The organism is Pseudomonas sp. BTN1 (genome assembly GCF_001907715.1).
Lineage (GTDB): Bacteria > Pseudomonadota > Gammaproteobacteria > Pseudomonadales > Pseudomonadaceae > Aquipseudomonas > Aquipseudomonas paracarnis.
The window spans coordinates 117725-133122 of sequence record NZ_MPBM01000019.1; the positions used below are offsets into that span (position 1 = coordinate 117725).

General features: G+C 56.9%; 14 protein-coding genes. 10 read left to right on the top strand and 4 right to left on the bottom strand.

From position 1 onward, the window contains the following. Positions 1 to 32: 32 nt before the first annotated feature. Positions 33 to 1553 carry a chromosomal replication initiator protein DnaA gene (gene dnaA / locus BMH52_RS08195; protein ID WP_014716280.1) on the bottom strand — a complete coding sequence of 507 codons (1521 nt, stop codon included), beginning with the start codon at positions 1551 to 1553 and terminating at the stop codon, positions 33 to 35. Between the two features lie 585 nt (positions 1554 to 2138). Between dnaA and rpmH the strand changes: the two genes are divergently transcribed. From rpmH to mnmE, 5 genes are all read left to right on the top strand, one after another. Next, on the top strand, positions 2139 to 2273 hold the full coding sequence (rpmH, locus tag BMH52_RS08200) for a 50S ribosomal protein L34 (RefSeq protein WP_003213577.1): 135 nt from the start codon (positions 2139 to 2141) through the stop codon (positions 2271 to 2273). Between the two features lie 13 nt (positions 2274 to 2286). After that, positions 2287 to 2694, top strand: a complete 408-nt coding sequence (rnpA, locus tag BMH52_RS08205; RefSeq protein WP_020302575.1) for a ribonuclease P protein component — start codon at positions 2287 to 2289, stop codon at positions 2692 to 2694. Continuing rightward, complete coding sequence (gene yidD / locus BMH52_RS08210; RefSeq protein ID WP_073843355.1) at positions 2687 to 2932, top strand: membrane protein insertion efficiency factor YidD; 246 nt, start codon at positions 2687 to 2689, stop codon at positions 2930 to 2932. Before rnpA ends, yidD begins: the two co-directional genes overlap by 8 nt. Positions 2933 to 2934: 2 nt before the next feature. Further along, positions 2935 to 4617, top strand: a complete 1683-nt coding sequence (yidC, locus tag BMH52_RS08215; RefSeq protein WP_014720596.1) for a membrane protein insertase YidC — start codon at positions 2935 to 2937, stop codon at positions 4615 to 4617. Positions 4618 to 4696: 79 nt separating this feature from the next. Next, positions 4697 to 6067, top strand: coding sequence for a tRNA uridine-5-carboxymethylaminomethyl(34) synthesis GTPase MnmE (mnmE, locus tag BMH52_RS08220; RefSeq protein WP_014720595.1), 1371 nt, complete (start codon positions 4697 to 4699; stop codon positions 6065 to 6067). A gap of 18 nt (positions 6068 to 6085) precedes the next feature. Here mnmE and BMH52_RS08225 read toward each other — a convergent pair whose 3' ends face one another. The 3 genes from BMH52_RS08225 to BMH52_RS08235 all read right to left on the bottom strand — a co-directional run bounded on the left by BMH52_RS08225 (position 6086) and on the right by BMH52_RS08235 (position 10062). Further along, entirely contained in the window at positions 6086 to 8476 is a 2391-nt protein-coding gene (locus tag BMH52_RS08225; RefSeq protein WP_177345079.1) for a TonB-dependent siderophore receptor, read from the bottom strand. 135 nt (positions 8477 to 8611) lie between these two features. Next, positions 8612 to 9556, bottom strand: coding sequence for a FecR domain-containing protein (locus tag BMH52_RS08230; RefSeq protein ID WP_073843359.1), 945 nt, complete (start codon positions 9554 to 9556; stop codon positions 8612 to 8614). Further along, a complete protein-coding gene (locus BMH52_RS08235) occupies positions 9556 to 10062 on the bottom strand; it encodes a sigma-70 family RNA polymerase sigma factor (RefSeq protein ID WP_072435293.1) in 507 nt (168 codons plus the stop codon). The genes BMH52_RS08230 and BMH52_RS08235 overlap by 1 nt, the downstream gene beginning before the upstream one ends. 541 nt (positions 10063 to 10603) lie before the next feature. Here BMH52_RS08235 and mnmG point away from each other — a divergent pair. The 5 genes from mnmG (at position 10604) to BMH52_RS08260 (ending at position 15391) form a co-directional block, all read left to right on the top strand. Next, complete coding sequence (gene mnmG / locus BMH52_RS08240; protein ID WP_014720591.1) at positions 10604 to 12496, top strand: tRNA uridine-5-carboxymethylaminomethyl(34) synthesis enzyme MnmG; 1893 nt, start codon at positions 10604 to 10606, stop codon at positions 12494 to 12496. Beyond that, on the top strand, positions 12493 to 13137 hold the full coding sequence (rsmG, locus tag BMH52_RS08245) for a 16S rRNA (guanine(527)-N(7))-methyltransferase RsmG (protein ID WP_020302581.1): 645 nt from the start codon (positions 12493 to 12495) through the stop codon (positions 13135 to 13137). The genes mnmG and rsmG overlap by 4 nt, the downstream gene beginning before the upstream one ends. Before the next feature lie 18 nt (positions 13138 to 13155). Continuing rightward, positions 13156 to 13953 (top strand): ParA family protein, encoded by a 798-nt coding sequence (locus tag BMH52_RS08250; protein WP_003195891.1) that lies wholly within the window; start codon positions 13156 to 13158, stop codon positions 13951 to 13953. Positions 13954 to 13962: 9 nt separating this feature from the next. Beyond that, positions 13963 to 14835 carry a ParB/RepB/Spo0J family partition protein gene (locus BMH52_RS08255; RefSeq protein WP_003195890.1) on the top strand — a complete coding sequence of 291 codons (873 nt, stop codon included), beginning with the start codon at positions 13963 to 13965 and terminating at the stop codon, positions 14833 to 14835. Between the two features lie 148 nt (positions 14836 to 14983). After that, positions 14984 to 15391, top strand: a complete 408-nt coding sequence (locus BMH52_RS08260; protein ID WP_010565865.1) for a F0F1 ATP synthase subunit I — start codon at positions 14984 to 14986, stop codon at positions 15389 to 15391. Positions 15392 to 15398 lie beyond the last annotated feature (7 nt).

The following is a 15398-nucleotide window of genomic DNA, read 5'->3' on the forward strand; positions in this document are numbered from 1 at the left end:
GTCCCTTGCCTTAATAAGCTGCGCTGGTGTCATCACGTAGTCAGTGTACGCAGCAGGTTCTTGTAGTCCTCGCGAATATCCGCGTCGGATTCCTTAAGTTCATTGATCTTGCGGCATGCGTGCAAGACCGTGGTGTGGTCGCGTCCGCCAAACACATCACCGATTTCCGGCAGGCTGTGGTTGGTCAACTCCTTGGAGAGGGCCATGGCAACCTGGCGTGGACGTGCCACCGAGCGCGAACGGCGCTTGGACAGCAGGTCGGAAATCTTGATCTTGTAGTACTCGGCCACGGTACGCTGGATGTTATCCACACTCACCAACTTGTCCTGCAAGGCCAACAAGTCTTTCAAGGACTCGCGAATCAGCTCGATGGTGATATCGCGACCCATGAAGTGCGAGTGGGCGATGACCCGCTTGAGCGCGCCTTCCAGCTCACGCACGTTGGAACGGATGCGTTGGGCGATGAAGAACGCAGCATCGTGAGGCAGATCGACTTTAGCCTGGTCGGCCTTCTTCATCAGGATCGCAACGCGGGTTTCCAGCTCCGGTGGCTCGACGGCAACCGTCAGGCCCCAGCCGAAACGAGACTTCAGACGTTCTTCCAGGCCTTCGATTTCCTTCGGGTAACGGTCACTGGTCAAGATGACCTGCTGGCCACCTTCGAGCAGGGCGTTGAAGGTGTGGAAGAACTCCTCTTGGGAACGTTCCTTGCGGGCAAAGAACTGAATGTCATCGATCAACAAGGCATCAACGGAGCGGTAGAAACGCTTGAACTCGTTGATGGCGTTGAGCTGCAAGGCCTTGACCATGTCGGCCACGAAGCGCTCCGAATGCAGGTAAACCACCTTGGCATTCGGGTTCTTCTTTAATAGGTGGTTACCGACGGCGTGCATCAAGTGCGTCTTACCCAAGCCCACGCCGCCATAAAGGAAGAGCGGGTTGTAACCATGCTTGGGGTTATCGGCGACCTGCCAGGCGGCCGCTCGGGCCAGCTGGTTGGACTTGCCTTCGACAAAGTTCTCGAAGGTAAACGTGCGGTTCAGGTAACTGGTGTGCTTGAGCGCGCCTTCTACCTGCACAGTACGTTGCTCGGAGCGCACGGGCGCCTGTTGAGAGCTGGCACCGGCCATCGGGTCGAAGCTGTCGCGGGACGGCTCTTCATTCTCTGGCGCATTATTTTTGCGCGACGACGGCTTGGACGGCGCAGCTGCCGGTGCAGGTGCTGCGGCGACAGGCGCCACTGCAGCTTGGGCTTGCGACGCGGCGGCGGCCAATGGCGCATTCGGCGCGGCGCGAGGAGCTGAGCTGCGCTTGCTGCCTATTAATAAGGAGAGAGCAGGCGCCAGGCCGTTGCCATGTTCGTCGAGCAATTCGAGAACGCGGCCCAGGTACTTCTCGTTGACCCAGTCGAGGACAAAACGATTGGGCGCATAGACACGCAACTCGTCGCCTTCGGCTTCGACCTGTAGCGGACGGATCCAGGTGTTGAATTGCTGGGCAGGCAGCTCATCGCGCAAAAGCTCCACGCACTGCTGCCAAAGTTCCACTGACACGGATATCCCCTAAGTTGAAAGCCGGTGAGGCAAAAACAGCCGCCATTGTAGCGGCCAGCCGTCCACTTATCCACATGTAGGTTGTTCACAGGCCACCCAAAATCAATGCCTTAACCGCAAAAAATGCGACCAGTGGTCTGTGCATAAGCTCTGTGGATAAACCCACCTAAGCTCGTTGTACAAGTGGGGTCGAAAGTCTGTGGGTAACCGGCCTGTGGATAAGTAGCTGTTCCACACACAGCTTATCCGATAGCGCAGCACAGGCAGAGCACCGCTTCTCCCCCGTGTTGTCATTCTCTGTACAACACGTGGAACAAGGGCTCAAGGCAGTTATCCACAGATAATCGCGTCCCTAGCTTTTATAAGCTTTACAGAAAAGCTTTAAATAACTTCCTTCTTTATTTTTATATCTATCGCATGGCAGATGGAAGTCAGACGGGGAGAAGGGCGCCAGGACCCCGTCGACATCTAATTAAAGGAAAAGCTGGTTGGAAATTGACCTAGAGGCTTGCTTTCTCTAGAATCGCCGGTCTCTTAAAACGGGGGCCATTCCGGCCCGTTGTGGACGAACCAGGTAACAACGCCATGAAACGTACTTTCCAACCAAGCACCATCAAACGCGCCCGTACTCACGGCTTCCGTGCTCGCATGGCTACCAAGAACGGCCGTGCTGTCCTGTCGCGTCGCCGCGCCAAAGGTCGTGCGCGTCTGGCAGTTTGATAATCCGGTACTGGTGGTGAGTCAGGACTTCAGTCGGGAAAAGCGTCTGCTAACCCCCCGGCATTTCAAGGCAGTCTTTGACTCCCCCACCGGCAAGGTTCCGGGGAAAAATCTCCTGCTCCTTGCGCGTAACAACGATCTTGATCACCCCCGTCTCGGGTTGGTGATCGGCAAGAAGAGCGTAAAGCTCTCCGTTGAGCGCAATCGCCTCAAGCGTCTGATGCGCGAATCGTTTCGCCTCCACCAGGACACTCTGGTTGGTTGGGATATTGTTATCGTCGCGCGCAAAGGCTTGGGTGATGTAGAAAACCCCGAATTGATTCAGCATTTCGGCAAGCTCTGGAAACGTTTGGCGCGTACCCACAAGCCAGCACCAGCAGTCAGCACCGAAACTGTAGGGGTAGACAGCCTTGATGCGTAAACTGGCAATCGTTCCGATCCAGTTTTATCGCTATGCCATTAGTCCTCTGATGGCCAGCCACTGTCGTTTCTACCCCAGTTGTTCCTGCTACGCGTTAGAGGCCATAGAAAATCATGGTCCTCTGCGCGGTGGCTGGCTGACCTTTCGTCGTTTAGGTCGCTGTCATCCGTGGAATCCCGGTGGTTATGACCCGGTTCCACCTATCCCTACCTCCCGTTCTTCTTCGATGGCCGAGTAATCATGGATATTAAACGCACAATCCTGATCGTCGCCCTGGCAATCGTGTCCTATGTCATGGTCCTTAAATGGAACCAGGACTACGGTCAGGCTGCCCTGCCGACTCAGAATGTTGCTACCAATCAGGCTGCGCCGGCTATTCCGGACACCCCGCTGGGTAACAATGCGTCCGCGAGTGCCGATGTTCCCAGCGCGAATGGCGAGACAAGTGCCCCGTTAGAAACGCCAGTGGTCACCAACAAAGACCTCATCCACGTAAAAACGGATGTGCTCGACCTGGCTATCGACCCACAAGGTGGTGATATCGCACAGCTGAAGCTGCCGCTTTATCCACGTCGCCAAGACCATCCGGATGTGCCGTTCCAACTGTTCGATAACGGCGGTGAACGTACCTATCTGGCGCAAAGCGGCCTGACCGGCACCAATGGTCCGGATGCACGTGCTACCGGTCGTCCGGTTTATTCGACCGAGCAGAAGACTTATCAACTGGCAGACGGCCAGAACCAGTTGAACGTCGACCTGAAATTCAGCCTCGACGGTGTCAACTACATCAAGCGTTTCAGCTTTACCCGCGGTTTGTACGATTTGAAGGTCACTTACCTGATCGACAACACCAGCGACAAAGCCTGGAGCGGCAACCTGTTTGCCCAGCTCAAGCGTGACGCCAGCTCCGATCCGTCTTCCAGCACCGCCACCGGTACCGCCACTTACCTGGGCGCCGCCCTGTGGACAAGTAACGAGCCGTACAAAAAAGTGTCGATGAAAGATATCGACAAGGGCTCGCTGAAAGAAACCGTCCAAGGTGGCTGGGTAGCGTGGCTGCAGCACTATTTCGTGACCGCCTGGATTCCTAACAAGGGTGACGCGAACCTCGTTCAGACCCGCAAGGACAGCCAGGGCAACTACATCATTGGTTTCACTGGCCCGGCGTTGACCGTCGCTCCAGGTGCCAAGGCTGAAACCAGCGCTACCCTGTACGCCGGCCCTAAAAGCCAGGCGGTACTGAAAGAGTTGTCCCCAGGCCTGGAATTGACTGTGGACTACGGCTTCCTGTGGTTCATTGCCCAGCCGATCTTCTGGCTGTTGCAGCATATCCACAGCATCGTCGGTAACTGGGGCTGGTCGATCATCTTCCTGACCATGCTGATCAAAGGGCTTTTCTTCCCTCTGTCGGCAGCCAGCTACAAGTCGATGGCGCGTATGCGCGCCGTGGCCCCGAAACTGGCCGCGCTGAAAGAACAACATGGTGATGACCGGCAGAAAATGTCGCAGGCCATGATGGAGCTGTACAAGAAAGAGAAGATCAACCCGCTGGGTGGATGCTTGCCGATTCTGGTACAGATGCCGGTGTTCCTGTCGCTTTACTGGGTATTGCTGGAAAGCGTTGAAATGCGCCAGGCGCCGTTCATGCTGTGGATAACTGACCTGTCGATCAAAGACCCGTTCTTTATCCTGCCGATCATCATGGGCGCGACCATGTTTATCCAGCAGCGTCTGAACCCAACCCCGCCGGATCCGATGCAGGCCAAGGTAATGAAAATGATGCCAATCATCTTCACCTTCTTCTTCCTGTGGTTCCCTGCTGGCTTGGTACTGTACTGGGTGGTCAACAACGTGTTGTCGATCTCTCAACAGTGGTACATCACACGTAAAATCGAAGCGGCTACCAAAAAAGCCGAGGCGTAATTTACTCTGTGGATAACCACTCAAGACGCCCCCTAGTGGGGCGTTTTGCTTTCCGTTACTTTTGTTCTGGAACCTGCTGATGAGCGCTCCTCGTGAAACCATCGCTGCTGTCGCTACCGCTCAAGGTCGGGGCGGTGTCGGCATCGTTCGAATTTCCGGGCCATTGGCGGGCGTGGCAGCCAAGGCTATCAGCGGCCGGGAGCTGAAACCCCGTTATGCCCATTACGGCCAGTTCCTGGATGCCGACCACAGCGTATTGGACGAGGGGCTGGCCATCTATTTTCCAGGGCCAAACTCGTTCACCGGTGAAGATGTCCTTGAACTACAAGGGCACGGTGGTCCTGTGGTGTTGGACATGCTGCTGCAGCGCTGCTTGCAATTGGGTTGCCGCCTGGCCAGACCCGGGGAATTCAGCGAACGCGCATTCTTGAACGATAAGCTCGACCTGGCCCAGGCCGAAGCTATCGCTGATTTGATCGAAGCCAGTTCTGCACAGGCTGCACGTAACGCGTTGCGCTCATTGCAGGGGGCTTTTTCCCTGCGTGTGCATAATTTGACCGAGCAGTTGATCAGTCTGCGCATCTACGTCGAAGCCGCGATTGATTTTCCGGAAGAAGAAATCGACTTTCTGGCGGATGGCCATGTATTGGCGATGCTGGACAAAGTCCGCGATGAGTTATCCACAGTGCTGCGTGAAGCCGGGCAGGGCGCCTTACTGCGCGATGGTATGACGGTGGTAATTGCCGGCCGGCCCAATGCCGGCAAATCCAGCCTGCTCAATGCTCTTGCAGGGCGCGAGGCGGCCATCGTCACCGAGATCGCCGGCACTACACGGGATATCTTGCGCGAGCATATCCACATCGACGGTATGCCGCTGCACGTGGTCGACACCGCTGGTCTGCGCGACACCGACGACCAGGTGGAAAAAATCGGCGTGGAACGTGCGCTCAAGGCGATCAGCGAAGCCGATCGTGTGTTGCTGGTGGTGGATGCCACTGCACCGGAAGCTGTGGATCCTTTTGCCTTGTGGCCCGAATTCCTTGAACAACGGCCAGACCCGGCCAAAGTCACCTTGATCCGTAACAAGGCCGACCTTACGGGTGAAGCCATCGCCCTGGAAACCAGTGAAGATGGCCACGTCACGATCAGCTTGAGCGCGAAATCGGCCGGTGAGGGTCTGGAATTGCTGCGCGAACACCTTAAAGCCTGCATGGGCTACGAACAGACGTCGGAAAGCAGCTTCAGTGCGCGGCGCAGGCACCTGGAAGCGCTGCGTCATGCCAGCGCGGCCCTGGAGCACGGGCGGGCCCAGCTGACCTTGGCGGGGGCTGGGGAGCTGCTGGCTGAAGATCTGCGTCAGGCGCAGCAGCTGTTGGGTGAAATCACCGGCGCTTTCAGCTCGGATGATTTGCTGGGGCGGATTTTCTCCAGCTTTTGCATTGGCAAGTAACCGAGTTATCCACACCGTCTACCAGTTGTAAGACACCGTACCGAGCAAGGTACGGCTGTCGCCCCAATAGCAACGCCCCGCATCGTTGCAACCGGATACATATTCCTTGTCGAACAGGTTCTTGGCGTTCAGGTCCACCGACCAGTGTGGGTTGATCTGATAACCCAGTGCCGCATCCACCAAGGTGACGCTTCCTGCGTCCAGCTTCCCGTAGAGCGTAGGCGGGGTGTAGGAAAAGGTACTGTCGAAATAGCGCACCCCGCCGCCCACGGAGAAACCCTTGAGTTGGCCGTCGAGAAAGCGATATTTGCCCCACACCGAAGCCTGGTTACGCGGCACGCCCGTCATCTGACGGCCTTCTACCAGCGATGTGGCCGAATCCTTGGTTATCCGAGCGTCAGTGTAGGTATAGGCTGCCGTCACGTTGAAGTTGGAGCTGATGTTACTGTTGACCTCGACTTCCACGCCCTTGGCGCGACTTTCACCGACTTGGCGATAGCTGTTGGTGGTGGCATCAAGGTAGGTATCGTCCTGCTTGCGCAGGTCATACACCGACACGGTCATCGCCGTATCCCAGCCGATCGGTTCGTACTTAACGCCCACTTCGTATTGGCTGCTGGTGATCGGTTTCAACGGCGAGCCGGCGTTGGAGATCTGCTGCACGGGGACAAACGCGGTGGAATAGCTGACATACGGCGTAAGGCCGTTGTCGAACTGGTACATCACCCCGCCCTGGTAAGTGAATTTACGATCCTGTGAGTTGATATTACTCGATGGCTTGACCTTGTCTCGGTAATCGCTGTCGACCCAGTCCTGGCGGCCGCCGAGCAGAAAGAGCCAATGGTCGTATTTGCTTTGGATCTGTGCATAAACCCCTTTCATCTGCTGTTCAAGCAAAGTGTTTTGCACTGCCAGGGGAGTGAGCGGGTCGCGCAGGTACACTGGGTTATACACATCGATGGTGCCGGCGAAACCCGCATCCCAGTCTTGATTGAACGAGGTTCGGTCATAGCTGGCGCCCAATAGCACTGTGTTTTCCACACTGCCCAACTGGAACTTGCCTTCGAGCTGGTTATCCAGGGAATAGACCATCGACTTGTTGTAGCGGTCGTAGGCGTTCATGTTCAGCCGGGTGCCGAAGCCACCGTTATTCAATGAGCCAGGCCAGGTTTCGTGCCGGTTGATACGTGACTGCATATAGCGCGAGTTCTGACGGAACTGCCAGTCATCATTGAAGCTGTGGCTGAACTCATAGCCGGTGCTCCACGCTTCGCGTTCAAAGGTGTTCCAGTCCGGGTTGCCCAGCAAGGTGTGTTTGGACAGCTTGCCGTTGGGATTTGTAAGCAGGGTACCGGCGGCGGGTAGGCCGAGTTCCAGGTTGGTATGGTCTTTCTGATAGTTGGCCAGCAGCGTCAGGGTGTTGTAGTCGTCGAAGTTCAGGGTCAAGGATGGCGCGATATACAGACGATCGTCCGGAACGTGATCGGTCTGCGTGTCGGATTTACGCCCCAGCATCACCACCCGACCCAGGATAGTGTCACTGTCGTTGAGCGGGCCCGAGATATCCACACCCAACTGGCGTCGATTATTCGAACCATAACTCACCTGCACCTCGCCTTGCGGGGTTGCAGTCGGGTGTTTACTCACCAGATTAACCAAGCCACCGGGTGCGTTTTCACCGTAGAGCAGGGAAGAAGGACCGCGGAAAATCTCGACCCGTTCCAGGCCGTAGGGTTCGCTGGTGGTGTCGTATCGATTGCCTTGAACTCGCAGGCCATCTCGCAGCAGGCCGTAGCCGTAATCCGTGGCGTTGAAACCGCGTATGAAAAACAGATCGCCTGCCAAGCCGTCGCCCGCCGCGAACGGTGGGGCGAAGATTCCCGGTACGTAGCCCAGCACTTCTGTCAGGGTCTGGGACTTCTGGTCCTTGATACGCTGGCCAGTGACAACGGACACCGAACGCGGGGTCTCGGACAGCGGTGTGCTGGTCTTCGTGCCGATCCGGCTGTTCTGAGCCTTGTAGCCTACATCCCCGGCGATCTCTTGATTGAAGCCGCCCTGTTGATAAGCGCTCACGGTGGTAGGGGCCAAGGTCAATTGGCCAGCAGGTGCCGCCTGTAATACATAGCTGCCGGGAGCCTGTGCGACCGCCTGCAGGTCCGAGTTCTGCAACAGTAGCGCAAAGCCCTGGTCCACCGAATAGTCACCTTGCAGCCCTGGCGTATTCAAACGCGCCGTTTGCTGTGGCGAGAAGGACAGAATCACATTGGCCTTGGCGGCAAACTGGCTCAAGGCCTTGTCCAGCGGGCCTGCGGCAATGGCAAAGTGTTGCGTTGCGCTGGCGGCCATGACGGTGGTGGATAACAACACACCGGTCGTAGCGGTGATGAACTGCAGACCGTACGTCATGCCATGGCAGGAAAGTCGTTTGCGGAGCGGGGTGGGAAGGCGCATAGGTGAGTAAGCCCTGAAGGTAGCGTCGTGATTACCTGTAGGGCCGCACCAGGTCAAAAAAAGATAACCCCTCTGTGGATTATTTTTCGATTAGCCGATCCGGGTGACCGACACCCAATAGCGCGTAAAGTATTTCACTTGAATCGGCAGGCTCGCTTGCAGGTTAGCGAGGACGGCATCGGTTGAGTCCAGACGGAATGTCCCGGAAACGCGTAGGCCCGCAGAGGCTGGGTCGCAGTGCAATACGCCCGGCCGATAGCGCGCCAACTCATCGATAACTTCTCCTAGCCGAGCATCGAGCACGATCAGTTGGCCATCGACCCAGGCGGCCTGTACACCGCCATATCGCTGGGCAGGGCGCACATTGTGCCGATCAAACTCTGCGCTCTCACCCGCGCCAATAGTGCGGCGAAGTTCGGGTTGGTCGCCGGGGGATATCTCAACCCTTTCTTCCAAGACGCCCACCCGCGTGGCGTCCGGCAGTTGGCGCACAGTAAACCGAGTGCCCAGCGCCTGGACCCGGCCTTGGCGAGTTTCTACATAAAACGGTACGTGCCCACCCCGCGTGCCGGTGTGGATAAGTACTTCACCCTCGCGCAGACGGATCAAACGTTGGTGCCCGTCAAAGGCCACATCGATAGCGGTATGAGTATTGAGATTGATCTGCGTGCCATCCGCCAACTCGATGCGCCGCCTCTGGCCCACCGACGTGCGGTAATCAGCCCATGCGTTACCCAACGACGTATGTTGCTGGACGTTCCAGCCCAGGTAGCCACTGCCGCCAAGCACCAGCATCCACTTGAGTACCTGGCGCCGCTGTTGCGTGGTGGATAACGCGCGGCGTGTGAGATCAGGGGGCAGGCCACCGAGGCTGCGTTGCAACTGCTCCATCTGGTCCCAAGCCGCCTGGTGGGACGGGTCATGATTAAGCCACTGCTGCCACGCTTGATGTTGTGCGGGCGTCGGTGATTGCAACTGGAATTGCACATACCAACTGGCAGCGACCTCGAACGTCTTGCGGTCAGGGCTGACCATTACCGGCTGGCCATGATCAGGGAGCACTCGGTGAGGGCACGGATCATGTGTTTCTTCACCGTGGTCAGCGATACCTGCAGTAGATCGGCGATCTGTTGATAAGTCAGCCCTTCAATCTGTGCCAGCATGAAAATTCGCCGTGCACGCTCACCCAGCCCAGACAGCGCTTTATCCACAGCCACCAGGGTTTCGATGATGATTGCCTTGTCTTCCTCACTGATAGCCGTGGCTTCAGGACGCTCTGCCAGGGTCTGCCTGTAGGCCTGCTCGATGGCATGCCGGCGATACCGATCAATCACCAGGCCCCTGGCGATGGTGGCCAGATAGTCCCGTGGTTCGAGGATCTGCGCCGCATGTCGTCCACCGAGCATGCGCACGAACGTGTCGTGGGCCACATCGGCTGCATCGCTGGCGTTATGCAATTTTCCCTTGAGCCATCCGCGCAACCACGAATGGTGCTGTTCATAGATGTGCTGGACCGCTGCGGTATGTGAGGAGGGAGGCATAGGCGCGACAAGGCAGGTTAATGATAATCGCTATTATTAACTGGCCCAGTGTTTTCCCACAATAGATCTGTTTTTGTCCCACCCGGGATTAATTCCCAGCTTTGCCGTGGACGAAATCGGCCGTTTCTGTGGATTAAGCCCTGTGAATAACCGCTCCTGTGCCCAGTTGATAACAGGGCGTGAAACCTGCGTAAAAACCCATCTGTGGATAACCGGTCGTTTAATCCACAGGCTTAAAGCACTTATCCAAGGGCCTCATTGGCAGATGACCACAACGTTTTGAATCGCTGTACACATTGAAAATAAAGGCCTGTAGAGATCTATCCACAGAAATGTTGCCCAGTATAAATAAACATAAAAACAAAGATTTAATAAATTTCTCTCTTTTAATTTCTATTGTCTGTGATTCATCCACAGCTGGTTAAATTTTGTGCAAAGGGTTCTTTAGGAAGCCCTAAGTCCCTATACTTGCCCGCAAAGCTCTAAAACCCTTTCAACAAACAATTCCTGATTACCTACATAAGCAGGCACGAGGTGCGTGGTGGATTTCCCTTCCCGTTTTGAAGTGATCGTCATCGGCGGCGGTCATGCCGGTACCGAGGCAGCACTGGCGTCAGCACGCATGGGTGTAAAAACCCTGTTGCTGACGCATAACGTGGAAACCCTCGGTGCCATGAGTTGCAACCCCGCAATTGGCGGGATTGGCAAAAGCCATCTGGTCAAGGAAATCGATGCCCTTGGCGGGGTAATGGCGATGGCCACCGACAAGGGTGGTATTCAATTTCGCGTGCTCAACAGCCGTAAAGGCCCGGCCGTACGTGCTACCCGGGCTCAGGCCGACCGCATCCTGTACAAGGCTGCGGTACGCGAAACGCTAGAAAACCAGCCGAACCTGTGGATATTTCAGCAGGCCGCCGATGACTTGATCGTCGAGCAGGACCAGGTACGTGGTGTTGTTACGCAAATGGGTCTGCGTTTTCATGCAGATTCGGTCGTACTGACCACGGGCACGTTCCTGGGCGGACTTATCCACATCGGTATGCAAAATTATTCCGGTGGCCGTGCCGGTGACCCGCCGTCGATTGCTCTGGCAAAACGTCTGCGTGAACTACCGCTGCGCGTCGGCCGCTTGAAAACCGGGACCCCGCCACGCATTGATGGGCGTTCTGTGGATTTCTCGATGATGACCGAGCAAGCCGGCGACACGCCGATCCCGGTCATGTCGTTCATGGGTTCCAAAGAACAGCACCCGAAACAGGTCAGCTGCTGGATTACCCACACCAACGCCCGTACCCACGAAATCATTGCCGCGAACCTTGATCGTTCGCCGATGTATTCCGGGGTGATCGAAGGCATTGGCCCGCGGTATTGCCCGTCGATCGAAGACAAGATCCACCGCTTTGCCGACAAGGAAAGCCACCAGGTCTTTATCGAACCCGAAGGCCTGACCACCCACGAGCTGTACCCCAACGGAATTTCCACTTCGCTGCCGTTCGATGTGCAAATCCAGATCGTGCAGTCGATTCGCGGTATGGAAAACGCGCACATCGTGCGTCCGGGCTACGCCATCGAGTACGACTACTTCGACCCGCGCGACCTGAAATACAGCCTGGAAACCAAAGTGATCGGTGGCCTGTTCTTCGCCGGCCAAATCAACGGCACCACCGGTTATGAAGAAGCCGGGGCCCAAGGTTTGCTGGCCGGGACCAACGCAGCATTGCGTGCACAGGGCAAAGACAGCTGGTGCCCGCGTCGCGATGAAGCCTACATCGGCGTATTGGTCGACGACCTGATTACCCTGGGTACCCAGGAACCGTACCGGATGTTCACATCTCGGGCGGAATACCGTCTGATCCTGCGCGAAGACAACGCCGACCTGCGCTTGACCGAAAAAGGTCGCGAGCTGGGCCTGGTCGATGACGCCCGCTGGGCGGCCTTCTGCAAAAAACGCGAAAGCATTGCGCTCGAAGAACAGCGTCTGAAAAGTACCTGGGTTCGCCCGGGCACGGAGCAGGGCGACGCCATCGCAGAAAAATTCGGCACGCCGTTGACCCATGAGTACAACTTGCTCAACCTGCTTTCCCGTCCGGAAATCGACTACGCTGGTTTGGTCGAAGTGACAGGCCAGGGCGCTGAAGACCCACAAGTTGCTGAACAGGTGGAGATCAAGACCAAGTACGCCGGTTACATTGATCGCCAGCAGGACGAAATTGCTCGCCTGCGCGCCAGTGAAGACACCAAGCTGCCTGTGGATATCGACTACACCGGGATTTCCGGGTTGTCGAAAGAAATCCAAAGCAAGTTGGGGATAACTCGTCCGGAAACCCTCGGGCAGGCTTCACGTATTCCTGGCGTCACCCCGGCAGCCATCTCGCTGTTGATGATTCATTTGAAAAAACGCGGCGCGGGCCGTCAGTTGGAGCAAAGCGCTTGAGTTCGTTGGTCACCTCGCAACACGCCGAAGAGTTATCCACAGGGGCGCGCCAGTTGGGCGTTGCGCTGACCGAAGCCCAGCATGAGCTACTGCTGGGCTACCTGGCCCTGTTGATCAAATGGAACAAGGCTTACAACCTGACCGCAGTGCGTGATCCGGACGAAATGGTCTCGCGCCATCTGCTCGATAGTCTTAGTGTTATGCCATTCATCGAAAATGGTCGCTGGCTGGATGTCGGCAGCGGCGGCGGAATGCCCGGTATTCCGCTGGCGATTCTGTTTCCCGAGTCGCAAGTGACCTGCCTGGACAGCAACGGCAAGAAAACCCGCTTCCTGACCCAGGTCAAACTCGAACTCAAGCTGGACAACCTGCAAGTTATCCACAGCCGCGTCGAAGCCTTCACGCCTGAACAGCCCTTCAACGGAATTGTTTCCCGGGCGTTCAGCAGCATGGAGAACTTCAGCAACTGGACCCGCCACCTTGGCGATCGCGACACGCGCTGGCTGGCAATGAAGGGCGTCCATCCAAGCGACGAGCTGTTAGCATTGCCGGCAGACTTCCACCTCGATAGCGAACACGCCTTGGCCGTACCTGGTTGCCAAGGCCAACGCCATCTGCTGATACTGCGCCGCACGGCATGATTGGGAACACAAGCAAGAATGGCTAAGGTATTCGCGATAGCGAACCAGAAAGGTGGCGTGGGTAAAACCACCACCTGTATCAACCTCGCAGCATCCCTGGTCGCGACCAAGCGTCGGGTGCTGTTGATCGATCTCGATCCACAGGGCAACGCCACCATGGGTAGCGGTGTGGATAAACACGGCCTGGAAAACTCGGTCTACGATTTGCTGATTGGCGAATGCGACCTGGCCCAGGCCATGCATTATTCCGAGCACGGCGGTTACCAACTGCTGCCGGCCAATCGCGATCTGACCGCGGCGGAAGTGGTGCTGCTGGAAATGCAGATGAAAGAAAGCCGTCTGCGCAGCGCCTTGGCGCCCATTCGCGACAACTACGATTACATCTTGATCGACTGCCCACCGTCGCTGTCGATGCTCACGCTTAACGCGCTGGTGGCCGCCGATGGGGTAATTATCCCCATGCAGTGCGAGTACTACGCGTTGGAAGGCCTGAGCGACCTTGTGGATAACATCAAGCGCATTGCCGAGTTGCTCAACCCGAAACTGCAGATCGAAGGCTTGTTGCGGACCATGTTCGACCCGCGCCTGAGCCTGATGAACGATGTGTCGGCGCAGCTCAAGGAACACTTCGGTGACCAGCTGTACGACACCGTGATTCCACGCAACATCCGTCTGGCCGAAGCGCCAAGCTATGGCATGCCGGCGCTGGCGTACGACAAATCCTCGCGTGGCGCCATCGCCTACCTGGCATTGGCTGGCGAGATGGTTCGCCGCCAACGCCGTAATTCACGCACCGCTGCAGCCCAGCCAACTTAAGGAATCCCCATGGCCGTCAAGAAACGAGGTCTCGGACGTGGACTGGATGCACTGTTGAGTGGTCCGACCGTCACATCGCTTGAAGAACAAGCGGTGCAGGCCGACGAACGCGAGCTGCAGCACTTGCCGCTGGACCTGATCCAGCGCGGCAAATACCAGCCACGTCGGGACATGGACCCCCAGGCCCTGGAAGAACTGTCCAACTCGATCAAGGCTCAGGGCGTGATGCAGCCCATCGTGGTGCGCCCCATTGGCGGTGGCCGCTTTGAGATTATCGCCGGGGAGCGCCGCTGGCGTGCCAGCCAGCAGGCCGGCAAGGAGACTATCCCGGCGATGGTGCGCGACGTGCCGGATGAAACCGCGATCGCCATGGCACTGATCGAGAATATTCAGCGTGAAGACCTCAACCCGATCGAAGAAGCGATTGCGTTGCAGCGTTTGCAGCAGGAATTCCAGCTCACCCAGCAACAAGTGGCCGAGGCAGTGGGCAAGTCCCGCGTCACCGTGTCCAACTTGTTGCGTTTGATCGCGCTGCCGGAAGTGATCAAGACCATGTTGTCCCACGGCGACCTGGAAATGGGCCATGCCCGTGCGTTGCTCGGTTTGCCGGAAAATCAACAGGTTGAAGGGGCGCGACACGTTGTCGCACGAGGCCTGACCGTACGTCAGACTGAAGCGCTGGTGCGCCAATGGCTCAGCGGCAAACCTGCACCGGTGGAAACCGCCAAACCTGATCCGGATATCGCGCGACTCGAGCAGCGCCTGGCCGAGCGCCTGGGCTCTGCGGTGCAAATTCGTCACGGCAAGAAGGGCAAAGGGCAATTGGTCATCGGATATAACTCCCTTGACGAGCTTCAAGGCGTCCTTGCCCACATCCGCTGAAACATTTGCTTATGTAGCGCGTGATCGGAAATCACTACCCGACAGTTGAATAGGGGCTGAACCGCCCCTATACTCTGCGCGCATTTTGTCGGCACAAATTATGCCAAGTTATTGATTTCCGGCAGCCGACCATTGAGGAGCAAGAGTGATGGAAACCCGCACGCCAAACACGTTGCCGTTCCATCGCTTGGCTGTTTTTCCGGTTCTACTGGCTCAATTTGTCATTTTGCTGATCGCCGCATTGGCGCTCTGGTATTGGCATGGAGTCGTAGCCGGGTATTCAGGACTCTGCGGAGGCCTGATAGCCTTGCTGCCCAATATGTATTTTGCTCACAGGGCCTTTCGGTTTTCCGGCGCCCGAGCAGCCCAGGCTATCGTCCGGTCTTTTTATGCCGGCGAAGCAGGGAAACTGATTTTGACGGCAGTGCTGTTTGCACTGACCTTTGCAGGTGTGAAGCCATTGGCGCCGCTGGCTGTATTCGGCGTCTTCGTGTTGACCCAACTGGTCAGCTGGTTCGCTCCCCTGCTAATGAAAACAAGACTTTCGAAACCTTAGGGCGTTT